The 16886-nt window shown below is 71.0% G+C and carries 16 protein-coding genes and 2 tRNA genes; 3 read left to right on the forward strand and 15 right to left on the reverse strand.

The genetic code is table 11. The features are described 5' to 3' along the window. Positions 1-23 precede the first annotated feature (23 nt). The 3 genes from AB0H86_RS14040 to AB0H86_RS14050 form a co-directional block, all read right to left on the reverse strand. Positions 24-96: transfer RNA gene (locus AB0H86_RS14040), tRNA-Ala, on the reverse strand. A gap of 132 nt (positions 97-228) precedes the next feature. Continuing rightward, on the reverse strand, positions 229-462 hold the full coding sequence (locus AB0H86_RS14045) for a hypothetical protein (protein ID WP_003976229.1): 234 nt from the start codon (positions 460-462) through the stop codon (positions 229-231). Between the two features lie 246 nt (positions 463-708). Next, complete coding sequence (locus AB0H86_RS14050; RefSeq protein WP_362436942.1) at positions 709-2076, reverse strand: MFS transporter; 1368 nt, start codon at positions 2074-2076, stop codon at positions 709-711. A gap of 214 nt (positions 2077-2290) precedes the next feature. Here AB0H86_RS14050 and AB0H86_RS14055 point away from each other — a divergent pair, with 214 nt between their 5' ends. Beyond that, positions 2291-3166: a helix-turn-helix transcriptional regulator gene (locus AB0H86_RS14055; protein ID WP_362436944.1), complete on the forward strand. Its 876-nt coding sequence runs from the start codon at positions 2291-2293 to the stop codon at positions 3164-3166. 53 nt (positions 3167-3219) lie between these two features. On the opposite strand, the gene AB0H86_RS14060 is transcribed toward AB0H86_RS14055, so the two are convergent. The 7 genes from AB0H86_RS14060 to AB0H86_RS14090 all read right to left on the reverse strand — a co-directional run bounded on the left by AB0H86_RS14060 (position 3220) and on the right by AB0H86_RS14090 (position 7872). Next, positions 3220-3292, reverse strand: a tRNA-Ala gene (locus AB0H86_RS14060). Positions 3293-3433: 141 nt separating this feature from the next. Then, positions 3434-4096 (reverse strand): histidine phosphatase family protein, encoded by a 663-nt coding sequence (locus tag AB0H86_RS14065; protein WP_362436946.1) that lies wholly within the window; start codon positions 4094-4096, stop codon positions 3434-3436. Continuing rightward, complete coding sequence (gene rsfS, locus AB0H86_RS14070; protein ID WP_362436948.1) at positions 4093-4536, reverse strand: ribosome silencing factor; 444 nt, start codon at positions 4534-4536, stop codon at positions 4093-4095. Before rsfS ends, AB0H86_RS14065 begins: the two co-directional genes overlap by 4 nt. Before the next feature lie 113 nt (positions 4537-4649). Further along, positions 4650-6476, reverse strand: coding sequence for a LytR C-terminal domain-containing protein (locus AB0H86_RS14075; protein WP_362436950.1), 1827 nt, complete (start codon positions 6474-6476; stop codon positions 4650-4652). 16 nt (positions 6477-6492) lie between these two features. Beyond that, positions 6493-7059 carry a nicotinate-nucleotide adenylyltransferase gene (gene nadD, locus AB0H86_RS14080; protein WP_362437352.1) on the reverse strand — a complete coding sequence of 189 codons (567 nt, stop codon included), beginning with the start codon at positions 7057-7059 and terminating at the stop codon, positions 6493-6495. A gap of 376 nt (positions 7060-7435) precedes the next feature. Continuing rightward, positions 7436-7600 carry a hypothetical protein gene (locus tag AB0H86_RS14085; protein WP_362436952.1) on the reverse strand — a complete coding sequence of 55 codons (165 nt, stop codon included), beginning with the start codon at positions 7598-7600 and terminating at the stop codon, positions 7436-7438. Between the two features lie 110 nt (positions 7601-7710). Next, on the reverse strand, positions 7711-7872 hold the full coding sequence (locus tag AB0H86_RS14090) for a hypothetical protein (RefSeq protein WP_362436954.1): 162 nt from the start codon (positions 7870-7872) through the stop codon (positions 7711-7713). A gap of 127 nt (positions 7873-7999) precedes the next feature. Here AB0H86_RS14090 and AB0H86_RS14095 point away from each other — a divergent pair, with 127 nt between their 5' ends. Next, the gene (locus AB0H86_RS14095) at positions 8000-9133 is read left to right on the forward strand and encodes a M48 family metallopeptidase (protein ID WP_362436956.1); all 1134 of its coding nucleotides are present in this window, start codon (positions 8000-8002) and stop codon (positions 9131-9133) included. Positions 9134-9298: 165 nt separating this feature from the next. Here the strand turns inward: AB0H86_RS14095 and AB0H86_RS14100 are convergent, their stop codons facing one another. From AB0H86_RS14100 to proB, 5 genes are all read right to left on the reverse strand, one after another. Next, complete coding sequence (locus tag AB0H86_RS14100; protein WP_362436958.1) at positions 9299-10369, reverse strand: hypothetical protein; 1071 nt, start codon at positions 10367-10369, stop codon at positions 9299-9301. 101 nt (positions 10370-10470) lie between these two features. After that, positions 10471-11076: a hypothetical protein gene (locus AB0H86_RS14105; RefSeq protein ID WP_362436960.1), complete on the reverse strand. Its 606-nt coding sequence runs from the start codon at positions 11074-11076 to the stop codon at positions 10471-10473. Positions 11077-11274: 198 nt separating this feature from the next. Continuing rightward, the gene (locus AB0H86_RS14110; RefSeq protein WP_362436962.1) at positions 11275-12561 is read right to left on the reverse strand and encodes a glutamate-5-semialdehyde dehydrogenase; all 1287 of its coding nucleotides are present in this window, start codon (positions 12559-12561) and stop codon (positions 11275-11277) included. 136 nt (positions 12562-12697) lie between these two features. Then, positions 12698-13171, reverse strand: coding sequence for a hypothetical protein (locus AB0H86_RS14115; protein ID WP_362437354.1), 474 nt, complete (start codon positions 13169-13171; stop codon positions 12698-12700). Positions 13172-13347: 176 nt separating this feature from the next. Then, positions 13348-14454 (reverse strand): glutamate 5-kinase, encoded by a 1107-nt coding sequence (proB, locus tag AB0H86_RS14120; protein ID WP_362437356.1) that lies wholly within the window; start codon positions 14452-14454, stop codon positions 13348-13350. Between the two features lie 350 nt (positions 14455-14804). Between proB and AB0H86_RS14125 the strand changes: the two genes are divergently transcribed. Next, the gene (locus tag AB0H86_RS14125; protein ID WP_362436964.1) at positions 14805-16883 is read left to right on the forward strand and encodes a hypothetical protein; all 2079 of its coding nucleotides are present in this window, start codon (positions 14805-14807) and stop codon (positions 16881-16883) included. The last annotated feature ends 3 nt before the right edge of the window (positions 16884-16886 follow it).

Consider the following 16886-nt stretch of genomic DNA (forward strand, 5'->3'; position numbering starts at 1 on the left):
GACGCAGGTCGCCCTCGCACTTGTGGAGCTAAGGAGAATTGAACTCCTGACCTCCTGCATGCCATGCAGGCGCTCTACCAACTGAGCTATAGCCCCTCGCGGCCATGCGACGAAGCCGCACATTGACCGCGCCGCCCGGTTGCCCTGGCGACGAGGCCAACTTTACCGGCCCACCGGGTGAGCACCAAATCGTTTCCGCCCCGCCCTGATTCGTCAGGTTATGTCCGCTTACGCGGTGACGAACGAATAGAACCGTTTGAGTGTGCAGTGCTCTTCGAGGAGCCGACCGTAGATCGGCTCACCCTCCAGCTCTCGGTACGTCTCGATCGGGTCGCCTTTTATGATCAGCGCCCGCGCGCATTCCTCGCACCAGTACTGGTAGTCGGGGTTGACCGGCTCCATGTCACGGACGATCGGCGTACCACTGCCACACCAGTCGCACTTTCGCCTGTGTGCACCCATCGATCAGCTCCAGCTGTGGCCGCAGGCCGTGCACACGTAGGAAACTCCCCCGTTGTCGCCGAGGACCTGTGCCACATGAACGGAACCGCAGGAAGGGCAGCTGAGACGGATGACCGTGTCCTGTGTCGACGCTACATCAAGGAGGTGGCCGGCCTCCTTGAGGATGCTCGCAGGCATCACCGCTCCCTCCCGTCGGGTCGCGCCCCCTTCCGGCCGTTTGATTCTGCCATGGCCGGGCCAATACGGTCAGCGACGCCTCAGTACCAGTCCGGACACGGCACCCACCGCGGCCGTCCCGGCCAGCGCGAACACGCACGCCAAAAGCGCCTCCGCAGAGGTATACGCCCAGAAGCCCCCGAGTGACTCAAGCCGGTTCAAGAACAGTGTGCCGAAGACCGCGACTCCGGTCAGCTGGCCGAGTTGTGTGACGGTGGCGAGCAGACCACTGGCGTCCGCCGCGTTCTCGGGCGCCACCGTCGCCAACGCGCGCGTGAGCGTCGGGCTGAAGGCGAGCGCGAGCCCGACGCCCATGCCGGCGTACGCGACGTACAGCAGCGCACCGCCGTCGTCGCCGCCCCTCAGGGCCAGGCCCACTCCCATGACGGCCAGCGCGGTGATCACGAACCCGGCCGGGGTCAGGGCGCGTTGCCAGGACGCGGGCCAGTTGCGCCAGGTCAGGCCGACCAGGCCGAAGACGACCGCGGTCGGCGCGAAGGTGAGGCCCGCCCGCAGCGCGCTGTAGCCGAGGCCGCCCTGCACATGCAGGGTGAGCGCGAACAGGAATCCGCCGTTGACGGCCATCACCGCCAGGATCCGGAGCACCGCGAGGCCCATGCCGGGGTGGCGCAGCACCCGGGGTGCGATCAGCGGGGCTCCGCCACGTCGGGCAAGCCGGGACTCGTACGCGCAGAACATCGTGAACAGCAGCGCGCTCGCGCCCAGCGACAGCCAGGACCACAGCGGCCAGTCCTGTTCCTGCCCGAGCACCAGCGGCACGGTGAACAGCGACACGGCCGCCCCCAGCAGCACGAGGCCGGGCAGGTCGAGACCACGCGCCGGCTGCCGTCCCGGCGCGCCGTCTCCGGGCAGCAGGACCCGGCCGCCGACGGCCAGCAGGACGAGACCCACCGGCACGTTCACGAGGAACACCGGCCGCCAGCCGGTGCCGAACAGGTCGGCGCTGACCAGGATTCCGCCGACGACCTGCCCGGCGGCGGCCCCGACGGCGAGGACCGCCGCATAGGCGCCGAGCGCCCTGACCCTGGCCTCGCCGGTGAAGTGACGCTGGATCAGACTGAGCACCTGCGGGATCATCACCGCCGACCCGGCACCCTGCACCAGCCGGAACACGATCAGTTCGGTGGAGCCCTGCGCGAGACCGCAGGCGAGGGAGGCCGCCACGAAGAGGGCGAGCCCGGCGAGATGGACCCGGCCGTGGCCGAACCGGGCGCCGAGGCGGGCGCCTGTGATCAACAGCACGGAGTAGGTGATGGCGTATCCGGCGATCACCAGCTGCAGTTCGCCGCCCGACGCCCGCAGGTCGGTGCCGATGGTGGGCGCGGCGACGTTCACGATGAACACGTCGAGCAGCGCCATGAACTGGGCCGCGAGCACGAGCGCGAGCAGTGACCGGGGCCGATTGTCAGTGCCGGGCGCTTTACTGATGGCACGGCTTGGAAGGGGTGCGGGACCCGGCCCCGTCCTGGGAGTTGTCGTCATGCCGTTGAGCCTGGCGACCTTCGAGTACGGGTGCCGAGAGCCCGCTGATGCTGGTACTGACAGCACCTGGCAAGGGACAAGTCGGGCATCGACCATGGGGGATGTGACGATGGGGACCACACAGCGCCGACGACCCGAGCTGGCCGCCTTCCTGCGCAGCAGGCGGGCCCGCGTGACACCGCGGGACGTGGGCATGCCGCCGGGCTTCCGGCGCCGCACACCGGGGCTGCGCCGCGAGGAGGTCGCCCAGCTCTCGGGCGTGGGCGTCACCTGGTACACATGGCTGGAACAGGGCCGGCCCATCAACGCGTCCGCGCAGGTCCTGGACGCCGTGGCGCGCACCCTGCGGCTCGACGCCCCGGAGCGCGAGCATCTCTACCACCTCGCCGAAGTCCCGTGCACGCCCTCCGCGGAGGCCCTCGTACAGACCGTCGGCCCGGAGATCCAGGGCATCATCGACGCCCTCGATCCGCGCCCGGCCGTGGTCTACAACTCGCGGTACGACATCCTGGCCGCCAACTGCGTCTACCGCGACCTGTTCTACACGGAGGCGACCCTGGCCGACGGCTCTCCCAACGCGCTGTGGCGGCTGTTCACGGCGCGGGAGGAGAAATGCTCGCTGCAGTTCCGGGACACGGAGCTGCCGGTGATGGTGGCGACCCTGCGCGCCGCGTACGGGCTGCATGCCGGGGAGCCGGCCTGGGAGGGCTTCATACGCAGGCTGTCGGCGGCCAGCCCCCCGTTCGCGCGGTTGTGGGAGAACGGCGACGTCGCGGAGCCCGGGCGGCGAGTGAAGGTCTTCCGGCACGCGGAGGTGGGCGAGCTGCGGATGACGTCGGTGTCGCTGTCGATCAACGGCATGCCCGAGTGCCGGATCGTCGTCTACACGCCGGACGACGAGGAGACGGAACAGCGCACGGCGCTGCTGAGGGAGCGGCGGGAGTGGTTGGGGCCGCCGGCGGACATGAGAAATCCCGCCCCCTGAGGGACGGGATCTTCATCAAGTGATCTTTGACAACTCAACAGAGTGTCGATCTGTGGAGCTAAGGAGAATTGAACTCCTGACCTCCTGCATGCCATGCAGGCGCTCTACCAACTGAGCTATAGCCCCTTGCGCCACGCGGCTGAGCCGCATGGTTTCTCGCCCCGCTCGGCGGGGCGAACAAGAAGAACTTTAGCCTGCGACCTGCCGGAAAGTGAAATCCGGGTTCCCGGGCCGATGGGCCCGCCGTCCCGGAGGCCGGCAGGCCGCTCAGTCGTCGTCGCCGAGCACCGGCTCCGGAAGGGTGCCGGCGTTGTGTTCGAGGAGGCGCCAGCCCCGAGCACCCTCGCCGAGGACGGACCAACAGCAGTTCGTGAGTCCGCCGAGGCTCTCCCAGTGGTGGGCCTCCAGGCCGAGGAGACGTCCGATCGTGGTGCGGATCGTGCCGCCGTGGCTGACCACGACCAGCGTGCCGTTCTCGGGCAGCTTCTCGGCGTGCCGCAGCACGACGGGGGCGGCACGGTCGGCGACCTCGGACTCCAGTTCGCCGCCGCCGCGGCGCACCGGCTCACCGCGCTTCCACCCGGCGTACTCGTCGCCGTACCGGGCGATGATCTCGTCGTGCGTCAGCCCCTGCCAGGCGCCCGCGTAGGTCTCGCGCAGGCCCTCGTCATGGGTCACGTCCAGGCCGGTGAGCTCGGCGAGCTCGGCGGCCGTGTTCGCGGCCCGCTGGAGGTCGGAGGCGACGATCGCGTCGGGCTCGAGGGAGGCGAGCAGCCGGGCGGCACGGCGGGCCTGTCCGAGGCCGGTCTCGGTGAGCTCGACGTCCGTGGTGCCCTGGAAGCGGCGCTCCACGTTCCACGAGGTCTGGCCGTGCCGCCAGAGAATGACGCGGCGGCCCCGGCCCGGCCTGTGTCCCGCGGGTGCGCTCACCGCAGCTCCCCGAAGTCGGCGGCGTCCTCCTCGGCCTGCAGCTTGGCGTGCTCGTTGGCCTTGCCGCGGGTCGCCGTGGCGTCGGCGGGCAGCTCGATCTCGGGGCAGTCCTTCCACAGCCGCTCCAGGGCGTAGAAGACCCGCTCCTCGCTGTGCTGGACGTGCACGACGATGTCGACGTAGTCGAGCAGGACCCAGCGGGCCTCGCGGTCGCCCTCGCGGCGCACCGGCTTGACGCCGAGCTCCTTCTGGAGCCGCTCCTCGATCTCGTCGACGATGGACTTGACCTGGCGGTCGTTGGGTGCGGAGGCCAGCAGGAAGGCGTCCGTGATCGACAGGACGTCGCTGACGTCGTAGGCGATCACATCGTGGGCGAGCTTGTCGGCGGCCGCCTGGGCGGCGGTGGTGATGAGCTCCAGGGAGCGGTCAGTCGCGGTCACTACAAGGCTTTCGGTCGGCGGTCGATTGACACCAAGGGTCTCACGGCCGGGCGAGGGCACCCCACGTGACGGTCGCCGCACGTGGGGTACCGCCCCTTCGCCAGGAGCCCGGCCTAGGAGGACGTCGGCTTGTAGTCCTGGCCGAGGACCACGGCGACGTCGCCCGAGGAGACCGTGCCCTTGCCGACGGAGCTGGTGGACAGGCCCAGGGTCTTGGCGACCTCGGTGGCGTTCGCCTTGTCGGCGGCGTCGGCGTAGACGACCTTGGAGGTGGCCTGGGCGGCGGAGGCCGTGCCGCCCTCCAGGAAGGTGAAACCGCCGTTGAGGAGGACGACGCGGGCCTTCTCGGTGTTGTCCTTGACGCCGGTGGCGTTCTGGATGGAGACGCTGACGGCCGCGTCCTTGTCCGGGCTCTTCGCGGTGCCGCCGAGGACGTTCTTGACGACGCCCGCACTCGCCTGGGCGCTCAGGGTGCCGTCGTTCTGGACGGGCATCAGGGCCGTCTTGTAGTCGCCGCCCTTGGCCTGGTCGGCGAGCTTGGCGAGGAAGGTGCCGAGGTCGCTGTCCGTCAGCGACGGGTCGAGGATCTGCGCGAGCGTCTGCACGGTGGTGGTCGCGGCCGTGGGGTCGGAGGACACCTTGCGTAGCACCCCCTGCATGACCTGCCCGAACCGCTCCAGCTGGGCGTTCTGGGCCTCTCCGGAGGCGCGGTAGGTGGCGTAGGCGACGGCCGCCTTGCCGCTGAGTGTCCGGCCCTTGCCCTTGCTCACCAGGGGCGCCTCGCCCTTGTTCTTGGCGTTCGGGTCGCGCACCTCGGCGTTGGTGTCCACGTCGATGTTGCCGACGAGGTCGACGAGGTTCTGCAGGTAGGGGGTGTCCAGGCGCCAGGTGCCCTGGATGTCGGTGCCGAGGACGGTGTCGATGGCGTCGCGGGTGCCGGAGGAACCGTCCTCGTCGACCGACTTGGCGAGGGTGGTCGTGGTGCCCTCGTCGTCCGTCACGACGAGGGAGTTGGGCAGCAGGACGGTGGTGCCCCGTTTGGTGGTGGCGTTGTCGACGAGCAGCACCGTGGAGGTGCCGCCCTTCGCGGTGTTGTGCAGATGCACGACGATCACGTCGCGCTTCTGGGCGCTCACGGCCGTCGCGGTGCCGGTCCTGCTGTCGGACGACGACGAGAGGCCGGGCAGCTTCCCGGCGTACCCGAGGTAGCCGACACCACCGACCGCGGCCAGCCCCAGGACCACGACGAAGGCGATGAGACGACTGCGGGCGCGGCGCTTGGCCTCCTCACGGCGCTCGGTGCGGTTCTCGGTGAAGTTCAGCCAGTCGATGACGTCCTCGGAGTCGCCGTCGGGCTCCTCCACGAACGCGAACTGCTCGGTGTGGAAGCCGCCTTCGTCCCCGTCTGCGGACGCCTGGCCGGGATCGGCGCGACGGTCGCCGTCGGCTCCGGCGCGCTGGTCGGGCCCGGGGCCCGCCGGTTCCTGGGCCGGGCCGGCCTGCTGCGGGATGTAGGCGGTCTGTTCGGCGACGCGGGGCTGCTGCCCGGAGGTGGCGGTCCGGCCGTAGGGATCGTAGGAGGGTGCCGGGCCGCCGCCGTGCTGGGTACCGGTGGCGTACGGGTCGTAGGGCGGCACGGGTGCCTGCCGGCCGGTGTCGTAGGGGTCGTACACCGGGGCCTGCTGCCCACCGTTGGCGTACGGGTCGTATCCGTAGCCCTGCTGCTGCGTGTACGGGTCGTACGGCTGCTGGGCGTCCTGCCCGGACTGCTGCGGAGCCTGTCGGTACTGGCCCTGTTGGGGATGGCCCTGTTGAGGATGACCCTGTTGAGGATGACCCTGTTGAGGGTGGGCCTGTTGGTATACAGGCTGGCCGTACTCGTCGTAGCCGACGAGCTCGTACTGGCCGTCCCCGTGCCCCGCGTCGTATCGGTCGTTCACCGGTGCCCCTCTCGGCTCACTCGCCGCGGTACAGCTCGCGCTTGTCGATGTAGCGCACTACTCCGTCCGGCACCAGATACCAGACGGGGTCGCCCTTGGCGACTCTCAATCGGCAGTCGGTGGAGGAGATCGCGAGGGCGGGCACCTCGACGAGCGAGACACCGCCTTCGGGGAGACCGGGGTCGGACAGGACGTGGCCCGGCCGGGTGACCCCGATGAAGTGCGCCAGGGAGAACAGTTCCGCCGCGTCCCGCCAGGTCAGGATCTGGCCGAGGGCGTCGGCGCCGGTGATGAAGAAGATGTCCGCGTCGGGGTTGAGCGCCTTCAGGTCGCGCAGGGTGTCCGTGGTGTAGGTCGGGCCGCCGCGGTCGATGTCGATGCGGCTGACCGAGAACTGAGGGTTCTCCGCGGTCGCGATGACCGTCATCAGATAACGGTCCTCGGCCGGGGAGACCTTGCGGTGGCTCTTCTGCCACGGCTGGCCGGTCGGGACGAACACGACCTCGTCCAGGTGGAACTGCGCGGCGACCTCGCTGGCCGCCACGAGGTGCCCGTGGTGGATCGGGTCGAACGTTCCGCCCATCACGCCGAGGCGCCGCTTGCCGGGGTTCGACGGGCCGTTGCCCGGGCCGACCGGCAGCGGCTTGCCGACGCCGCTCGCCGAACCGTCGCCGACGGCGTCCTCCGGGCCGTTGCCGGCAGCTCTCGCCCGACCGTTCCCGGTATCGCCCGCACCGTTCCCGTCGGCGTTCGCCTGACGGTCGTCGGTCGTGTGCACCGGACGGACTTGCGCGCCGTTCGGCGTGTCGTTCGTCGGACCGGTAGGCATGTCCTGCTCTCCCATGCGTGCAGACCCTACCGGCCCGGCCTGAGGGCCCCGGTAGACAGCTCCCCGGGGACGGCCCGGGAAGCGGCACCCGCCGATCTCGTGGCGGAGGCCCGCCGGGCCGCTGCCCGGCTCAGCGGTCGCGGTTGAAGCGGGTGGTGATCCACAGCAGAAGCAGCAGGATGAGGAGGGCGGAGCCGCCGGTCACCAGCGGGCTGAGGCTCTCGTGGTTGCCACCCTTCTCCTCGCCCTCGGCGGCGAGGGTGACCAACTGGGCAGCGGTGCTGTGGAAGCTCATCTTCGGCAGAACCTATCCGGTGTGGGCGGGATAAAGATGTCGGCTCATCGTAAGCGGGCGGCGCAAGAGCGATCACGTCGGCTCCGCTGTCGGGGAACCTTCGCGCCGCCTCAGTCGTCCTTCCGCCTGTAGCCCCGCAGCAGGAACCAAGCCGTCAGCGCACACCCCAGCATCATCACGACCAGGACGACCCGGAGCAGATCCCCGGAACCCTGCCGCTCGGCGGCGTTCGCGGCCTCGGCGAACCAGGCGGCCGGGGGGTTGTGCTCCATGGCGTGGAACTCCTTCGCTGTAGGGCCCGTCCACGGTATCTCCGCCTAGGCTGGGCTCTGCTTCGGGGGCGCAAAGGACCGCACAAGGGTCCGCAAAGGGCCACTCACACGCACATGGGGGGAAGACATGTCCGACGGCCACCAGCAGAACGGGCACGAGAACGTACCGGGCAGGCGGCGCAGGCGCTTCCCGGGGATCTCCTCGCGTGCGTACGAACACCCGGCTGACCGCTCCGCCCTGGTGGCGCTGCGGAAGCTGAGCGGTTTCGACACGGTCTTCAAGGCGCTCAGCGGACTGCTGCCCGAGCGCAGCCTCAGGCTGCTGTTCCTGTCCGACTCCGTGCGCGTGTCCGACGAGCAGTTCTCGCACCTCAACGACATGCTGCGGGACGCCTGTTACATCCTGGACCTGGAGAAGGTCCCGCCGATGTACGTCAATCAGGACCCGCAGCCGAACGCGATGTGCATCGGCCTGGACGAGCCGATCATCGTCGTCACCACGGGCCTCGTCGAGTTGCTGGACGAGGAGGAGATGCGGGCGGTCGTCGGACACGAGGTGGGGCACGCGTTGTCCGGCCACTCCGTCTACCGGACCATACTGCTGTTCCTGACCAGCCTCGCCCTGCGGGTGGCCTGGATCCCGCTGGGCAACCTCGCGATCATGGCGATCGTGACCGCGCTGCGCGAGTGGTTCCGCAAGTCGGAGCTGTCCGCGGACCGCGCGGGTCTGCTGGTCGGCCAGGACCTGAAGGCCTCGATGCGCGGTCTGATGAAGATCGCGGGCGGCAACCACCTGCACGAGATGAACGTGGACGCGTTCCTGAAGCAGGCCGAGGAGTACGAGGCCGGGGGCGACCTGCGTGACTCCGTGCTGAAGATCCTCAATGTGCTGCCGCGTTCCCACCCGTTCACCACCGTTCGGGCGGCCGAGCTGAAGAAGTGGTCCGAGTCCCGCGAATTCCAGCGGCTCATGGACGGCCACTACCCGCGGCGCGACGAGGACAAGAACACCTCGGTCACGGACTCCTTCCGCGAATCGGCGGCGAGCTACGCCACCAACGTCAAGAATTCCAAGGACCCGCTGATGAAGCTGGTCAGCGACATCGCCGGCGGGGCGGGAGACCTGGGCGGCCGGGTGCGGCGCGGCTTCGGCGGCTTCGCGAGCTCGGCCCCGGAGGACCAGCCGAACGACCGGCCGCCGACGGACCAGCCCCCGTCCGACCAGCCCCCGACGGACACCCCGCCGCGCGACGACGACTGACCGTACGTACGGCCACACGGCCCGACGTGCGGCACCACGGCCCGACGTACGGCCACCCGGCCCGACGGGCGGCACCAAGCACCAAGGAGCCCCGCGTACGGCACCACAGCCGCGCGTCCCACGCGCTCCGTATGCCCCACACGGCCCCCGTGCGACCCGAAGGCCTCACACCTTGGGTTGTGCGCTGGTCGCCAGGGACCCGCACAGCGCCGGCGCGCTGCCCGTCGCGTAGGGGTCCGTGCCGGCCGGGCCGCCCGCCTTCGCGGTCTGGCCCGCGAGCAGCGGATGCAGACGGTTCGTGGAGTCGTCGGCGCAGGACAGCGGCCCGGCCTGTACGTAGGAGACGACGAGCTGGGCGGTGTGCAGCCGCAGATCCTCGCGGTCGAAGCGGAAGTGCAGCTCCCGCCGGACGGTGAACAGCGAGGCCTCGGACCCGGCGGCGGCGCCGACGGGCCGCAGCGCGTAGACGAAGGTGTGGTCCGCGGTGACCTCCAGCGTGGAGGAGTCGGTCTCGGCGGCCTGCAGGGAGCCCTGGACGCGGATCTTCCGGTCGGCCAGCTCGGCACCGGCTGAGTCGAAACGAACCAGCCATCCGGTGGGCGCGTGCCGGCCGTCGGCGGTGGGCTGGGCGAAACTCTGGTCGAACTGGTCGAGTTGGTCGGTGTCGAGCAGGACGCGCACGGGGCGGACCTGATCGCCGGTGAGGATGTCCGGGTCGAGCGAGGAGCGGACCAGGTAGTCCTTGGCGGTGGTCAGGGCGGTCACCACCTGACTGTCCGAGAAGTGTGCGGTGCGCCGCGAGGCCGGCAGCGGAATCCCTTCGGCGCCGACGCGGTACTGCGCTGCGGGACTGTGCGCGTACAGGTACTCGGGGTCGGTGTGGCCGGGCACCTTGCCCTGCGGGGCGAGCGGGATCACGGTCATCCGCAGCGGCTCGACGGGCTGCCGGGCGGCAGGGGCCTGGTAGGGATGGCGGACGCCCATGTAGATCGCGGTGCCGAAGGCGAGAGCGATCAGCAGGACCAGGATCAGGGCCTGCCGGGAGAGCCCGCGGCGCAGGGGCGCCCTACGGCGGACGGCGGGCGCGTGGTCGGCGACGCGCTCCTCGGCGGAGAACTCCTGGAGGCGGGCAGCACGGACGAACGACTCGTCGAAGACGACGGATCGGTATTCGTCCTCACCACCTCCGGGGCCGCCCTCGGGTGCACCCTCAGGTGGTTCTCCAGGCCCTCCCATATCTTCAGAGTAGGTCGCGGGGAGGCCTGGTAAACGCCCTGGTACACGACAAGTTCTGACAGGTTCTCACCAGGAACCCGCCGGGACCGGCCGGTCGGCGCTCAGGGCGTGCGCGGCTCGGCGGGCACGGCTGGCTGGGAGTAGTCGGCGGATGCGGACGGTGCCGCCGCGCTGCCCTGCTCCAGCCCGGTCGAGGCGGGCGGCGGGACCTGGTCCCGGCTGCCGGAGGAGGCACTCCGGTAGACCGCCGCGAAGGCCAGCGCCACCATGCCGATCCCCATCACGAGAGCGAGCAGCCAAGCGATGGGGCGGTGCCAGCGGATCTGTTTGCCGTACGTCCCGGAGCTGCCGTAGCGGCCTTCGAGGACATCGGTGTCGTCCAGGTCGTCGAAGTCCGGATCATGGCCGAAACCGCTGGGATCGTCGGGGCCGAACCCGTCCTCGTAGCGCTCGCCCCTGCCGTGGGCCGCCCGTCGGGCCTCGGCCTCGGATGCCTCCGCTCTTGCCTGCGCGGCGGCCAGGAGGCGCTCGACGGCGGTCGGCTCGTGCACCACGGCCGCCCGTACGAAGGCCTCGTCGAAGACCACGGGGGCGAACTCTTCGTCCGGCACCCCGCGGTCGTGGTCGTCGTCGGGCTCCCAGCCGTCAGGGAACGGCGAACCCCCCACGTCCTCCGGCACGAATCCAGAGTAGACCGGGGGGGTCAATTTGGGCAGACGGTATGGAAATTCATCCAGTGGATGAGACACCGCTTCCGCGGCACGGGCGGTGGTGCGTCGCGTATGCCGGATGCATATGCCCCAGCACGCGCCCCCGCCCACGCCCGCACACCGTGACCACACACCGTGACCACACACCCCTGACCGGACGTCACTGCCCGCGACCGCACACCACCGTGGCCTGCCTCAGCGCCGTACGTGCCCGTCCCCGGTGACGATGTACTTCGTGCTGGTCAGCTCCGGCAGGCCCATCGGGCCTCGGGCGTGCAGCTTCTGCGTGGAGATGCCGATCTCCGCGCCGAAGCCGAACTGGCCGCCGTCCGTGAACCGGGTGGAGGCGTTGACCGCGACCGTCGTGGAATCGACCAGCTGGGTGAAACGTCGGGCGGCCTGCTGCGAGGTGGTGACGATGGCCTCGGTGTGGCCGGAGGTCCACAGCCGGATGTGCTCGACGGCCTTGTCCAGCGAGTCCACCACCGCGGCGGCGATGTCGTAGGACAGGTACTCCGTCTCCCAGTCCTCCGGGGTGGCCTCGACGACCGTCGCCTTGGAGCCCTTGGCGTACGCCAGCACCCGCTCGTCGGCGTGCACGGTCACGCCCGCCTCGGCGAGGGCGTTCAGGGCCCGCGGCAGGAAGTCGGGGGCGATGTCCTGGTGGACCAGGAGGGTCTCGGCGGCGTTGCAGACGCTGACGCGGTGCGCCTTGGAGTTGATCAGGATGTCGATCGCCATGTCGAGGTCGGCGTGCGCGTCGACGTAGACGTGGCAGTTGCCGGTGCCGGTCTCGATGACGGGGACGGTGGACTCGGCGACGACGGTCCGGATCAGCGAGGCACCACCGCGCGGGATCAGCACGTCGACCAGGCCGCGGGCGCGCATCAGCTCGCGCACGCTCTCGCGGCTCTCGCCGGGCACCAGCTGCACCGCGTCGGCGGGCAGCCCGGCCCCGCCCACGGCGTCCCGGAGCACCCTCACGAGGGCGCTGTTCGACTCGTACGCCGAGGCCGAGCCACGCAGCAGGACCGCGTTCCCGGACTTCAGGCAGAGGGCGGCGGCGTCGACGGTGACGTTCGGGCGGGCCTCGTAGATGATCCCGACGACGCCGAGGGGCACGCGGACCTGGCGCAGGTCGATCCCGTTGGGGAGGGTCGAGCCGCGGACGACCTCGCCGACCGGGTCGGGCAGCGCGACGACGTCCCGCACGTCCGAGGCGATGGCCCGGACCCGCTCCGGGGTCAGGGTCAGCCGGTCGATGATCGCCTCGCTGGTGCCGGCCTCGCGGGCCTTGGCGATGTCCCGGGCGTTGGCCTCGACGATCTCGCTCGTACGGACCTCCAGCGCGTCCGCGATGGCGAGCAGCGCGTCGTCCTTCTCGGCCCGCGGCAGCGGGGCGAGGTCGGCGGCGGCGGCCTTGGCACGGTAGGCGGCCCGGGTGACCGGGGTCATGGAGTCGTACGGCGAGAGCGTGGTCATAAGGGAAGCCTAGTGCGCCGGACGGGTGCGTCCACCGGTCATCCCACACCCCGAGACAAGCCCCGCAGAACTCGCAGACCCCTCGAAAACGGGTGCGGTCCGGGGTGCGCGTCCCTTCAGTGGAGGTGCGCGCCCTTCAGTAGGGGTGAACGCCCACCGGTGTCGCCGGCGCCGGACCGTATCCCTCGGAGATGCGCTGGTGGTAGGTCTGGCGGTCGATGACCTCCAGGCCGACGATCTCCCACGGCGGAAGCCCCGCGGTCTGCCGGTGCTCGCCCCACAGCCGCAGGGCGACGGCGGCCGCGTCATGCAGGTCGCGGGCCTCCTCCCAGTACCGGATCTCGGCGTGGTCGACCGCGTATCTGCTGGTCAGGAGGAAGGGGTGGTCGTGGGCGAGCTGTTCGAGGGCGCGTCGGACCTCCGGGAGCGGGGCCTCGTCGCCGGAGACGCTCAGGGTGACGTGCCACAGGCGCGGCAGGTCCTCGGGATCGCCCTCGTAGCGGGCGTCGGCCGCGACGCTCGTCAGGCCACGCTCCTCGCCGACCGTGCGTGCGGAAGTGCCCGCGGCGCCACCACCGCGGGACGCCGCCACCCCTGTCCCAGGGCGCACTCGTCTCACGACGGCCTCCTTTACGCACAGAACGACCCGGGGGTCGGTCGGTATGTGTCCCTGAGACAAAGTTGAGCAGGCCGCAAGGACTCGCGTGGCGGTTTTGCGGAACGTCCACCTCAGGGCGACGACCTTGCCAGGTCGTTCACCCCGTTTTCGGGTGAGGCGTGCCGTGATCAGGGGTGCAGGATCACCAGATCGTCCCGGTGGACGACCTCGCGCTCGTACGCCGGGCCCAGCTCGCGGGCGAGTTCCCGGGTGGAGCGGCCGATCAGCCGGGGGATCTCCCTCGCGTCGAAGTTCACGAGCCCGCGGGCCACCGCGTGCCCTTCGCCGTCCCGCAGTTCGACGGGGTCGCCCGCGATGAACTCGCCCTCGACGGAGGCGATTCCGGCCGGCAGCAGCGACTTGCGCCGGTCGACGACCGCCGCCACGGCGCCGTCGTCCAGGGTCAGCGCGCCCTGCGGGGTGGACGCGTGCTGAAGCCACAGCAGCCGGTCCGCGGAGCGCTTGTCGGCGGGGTGGAAGTAGGTGCCGGTGTCACCGCCGGACAGCGCGTCGGCCGCGTGGACGGCGCTGGTGAGGACCACCGGGATGCCGGCCGCGGCCGCGATCCGGGCGGCCTCGACCTTGGTCACCATGCCACCGGTGCCGACGCCGGCCTTGCCCGCGCTGCCGATGTCCACTCCGGCCAGGTCGGCCGGACCGCGCACCTCCGCTATCCGCGAGGTGCCCGGCTTGCCGGGGTCGCCGTCGTACACGCCGTCCACGTCCGAGAGCAGGACCAGCAGGTCGGCGTGGACGAGGTGGGCGACGAGGGCGGCGAGCCGGTCGTTGTCGCCGAAGCGGATCTCGTCCGTGGCTACGGTGTCGTTCTCGTTGACGATCGGGAGGGCGCCCATCGCCAGCAGTTTGTCGAGGGTGCGGGAGGCGTTGCGGTGGTGGGCGCGGCGGCTCATGTCGTCGCTGGTCAGCAGCACCTGGCCGACGCGGACGCCGTAGCGGGCGCAGGAGGCGGTGTAGCGGGCCACGAGCAGGCCCTGGCCGACGCTGGCGGCGGCCTGCTGGCGGGCCAGATCCCTGGGGCGGCGGCGTAGACCCAGCGGGGCGAGCCCCGCGGCGATGGCGCCGGAGGAGACCAGGACGATCTCCCGCTCGCCTCCGCTGCGGGTCTTCGCGAGGACGTCCACGAGCGCGTCGACCCGGTCGGCGTCCAGGCCGCCGGAGGCGGTGGTCAGCGACGAGGAACCCACCTTGACGACGATCCTGCGGGCCTCGCTCACGGCCTGCCTTGCCCCTGCCACGTGCTGTCCGTCCCCTCGCGTCACTCCGGGTGCCCGCCCGCAATCTACGCGAAGGGACCCGGTGACGCGCGCCGATTCCAGTCCCCGGACAGCCGTCCGTGACCGCCCGGTCACCCGCCGCGCCGGACCGGGGCGAGGGCCCTCACGCCGCAGAACACCGAGGGACGCGGCGGCCGTCACCCCGAGGTGTCCGGTCACGCGCGTGTCGTCCCGTGGTCGGCGCGCGTTAACCCGGTCATCCGTGATGCGACGACCTTGGAGTGACCGCAGTGCTCACACGTCTCCCCCGTCGACGCCCTACGGCGAGGACGCGCCGGCGGTGGCCCGCCGTGCGGCTCCCCAGCCGCCAGAACACGGCCAGAGCGCTCGTCGCGGCCGTTCTCGCCGCCGCGTTCGCCGCCCAGGCCGCGGCGGCCCTGCGCCCGCACATCCCGCTGCTGCTCGCCTCGACGACCGCCTCGCTGGCCGTGGAGGGCGTCCTGTACCGGTGGCAGCGGGACATGCTGTCGCTGTTCGCGAAGTCGCACGCGGATCTCACCCTGCGGCACGTGCTGCGCGATCTCCTGCTGGTCGTCGGCCTGCTGCGGGTCGGCGAGCAGGACCGGGAGACGGCATACGCCCCGCTCGTCGCCGGACTGCTCGTCTTCTACGCGCTGCACTGCGCGATCCAGGCGGCCTCCGTACTGGTCCGCCGCACCCGCACCCTGCCCGTCCTCACCCGCAACATCGACGCCCGCGCGCTGCGTCTGACCTCCGCGCCGCCCGCGCTGCTGGGCCGCGCCGGCCACCGGCTGCTGGCCTACGGCCTCCCGTCGACGGCCGGACTGCTGGCCACCGCCGCGACCGGCGAACCGGGCTGCGCGGGCTTCGGTGTCGCCGCGTCCCTGGGGCTCGCGCTGATGGGCCTGTACGACCTTCTCGTACGGCTGCTGCCGAGCCGCCGTCCGGCGGGCGAGCAGGAGGTCCTCGACTGGTTCGACGCGTGGCTGGCGGAGTACCGGCCGACCGTGGGCCTGTACTTCTCCGGCGGGGCGTCCTCGGCGTACCAGGCGAACATGTGGCTGGAGCCGCTCGCGAAGCTGGAGGGCCGGCCGCTGATCGTGCTGCGCGAGCGGTTCATGGTGCAGAAGATCGCGGCGACGGACGTGCCGATCGTCTGTCTGCCGAAGGTGTCCACGCTGCTGCGGCTGGAACAGTCGACGCTCCAGGTCCTTATCCACCCGTCGAACTCCGGCAAGACCTCCCAGGTGCTGCGCATTCCCAGTCTCAAGCACACCTTCGTCAACCACGGCGAGAGCGACAAGCTGTCGTCCTGCAACCCGTACGCGAAGGCGTACGACGAGGTGTGGGTGGCGGGACCGGCGGCGCGCGAGCGGTACGCGCAGGCCGAGGTGGGCGTGGAGGACAAGGACGTGGTGGAGATCGGCCGCCCGCAGCTGGACGCCGTACGGCCGTACGCGGGTCCGCCGACGGAGAAGTACGCCACCGTTCTGTACGCGCCCACCTGGGAGGGCTGGGACGGCAATCCCGGGAACACGTCGGTGATCGACGCCGGCGAGAACCTCGTACGGGCGCTGCTCGCGGATCCGGGCGTACGGCTGCTGTACAAGCCGCATCCGCTGACCGGGTCGGTGGACGCGCGGGCGCGCGCGGCGGACCTCAGGATCCGGGAGCTGGTCCGGGCGGCGAACCGGGAGCGGTCGGGGAAGCGGCCGTCGGACGACGGCGAACTCTCGGTGTGCGCCAAGGAGTTGGACCGTCTCACCACGGCCTCCTTCAGGGCCGGGGCCGATCAGGTCGAGCGGATGCTGGCGCAGTCCATGCCCGAGCCGGGGCGGGCGGAGGCGGTGGCGCGGGCCACGACGGCCTGGGAGGAGGCGTACTGGGCCTCACTGCCGGAGTGGGAGCACCAGGTCGTCACGGACGCCCGGCCCGCGCTGTACGCCTGCTTCAACCGGGCCGACCTGCTGGTCAGTGACGTGTCGAGTGTGGTGAGCGACTTCCTGGCGAGCGGGAAGCCGTACGCGGTGGCCAACACCAGCGGTCTGACGGAGGACGTGTTCCGCAAGGCCTTCCCGACGGCGGGCGCGGCGACCGTGCTGACACCGGACGCGGCCGGAGTGCCTCAGCTGCTGGACGCGGTACGGCATCCCGAGCGGGACGAACTGGCGGACGCCCGGGTTGAGTTGAAGCAGCGGCTGCTGGGACCGGACGAGCCGACCGCCCAGGCCCGCTTCAACGACGCCGTACGCGCGCTGTGTTCGGTGGCACGGGACCACCGGGCCCGGATGGCGAAACGCCTGGCGGCGGAACTTCCCGCGCCGCGCCGCGAAGCCACGGCCGAGGAGATCGCCGGCCGGGAAGCCCCGCCCGCTCCCGAGCCGGCGTCCGCCACACCCTCGCAGTGACCC

The organism is Streptomyces sp. NPDC050997 (assembly GCF_040660135.1).
Taxonomy (GTDB): Bacteria; Actinomycetota; Actinomycetes; order Streptomycetales; family Streptomycetaceae; genus Streptomyces.

Excerpts from the sequence above, each read along its gene's own strand:
- AB0H86_RS14045 (WP_003976229.1), bottom strand. The coding sequence starts at position 462 with ATGGGTGCACACAGGCGAAAGTGCGACTGGTGTGGCAGTGGTACGCCG.
- AB0H86_RS14055 (WP_362436944.1), top strand. The coding sequence starts at position 2,291 with ATGGGGACCACACAGCGCCGACGACCCGAGCTGGCCGCCTTCCTGCGC.
- nadD (WP_362437352.1), bottom strand. The coding sequence starts at position 7,059 with ATGGGCGGAACGTTCGACCCGATCCACCACGGGCACCTCGTGGCGGCC.
- AB0H86_RS14085 (WP_362436952.1), bottom strand. The coding sequence starts at position 7,600 with ATGAGCTTCCACAGCACCGCTGCCCAGTTGGTCACCCTCGCCGCCGAG.
- AB0H86_RS14090 (WP_362436954.1), bottom strand. The coding sequence starts at position 7,872 with ATGGAGCACAACCCCCCGGCCGCCTGGTTCGCCGAGGCCGCGAACGCC.
- AB0H86_RS14095 (WP_362436956.1), top strand. The coding sequence starts at position 8,000 with ATGTCCGACGGCCACCAGCAGAACGGGCACGAGAACGTACCGGGCAGG.
- AB0H86_RS14100 (WP_362436958.1), bottom strand. The coding sequence starts at position 10,369 with ATGGGAGGGCCTGGAGAACCACCTGAGGGTGCACCCGAGGGCGGCCCC.
- AB0H86_RS14110 (WP_362436962.1), bottom strand. The coding sequence starts at position 12,561 with ATGACCACGCTCTCGCCGTACGACTCCATGACCCCGGTCACCCGGGCC.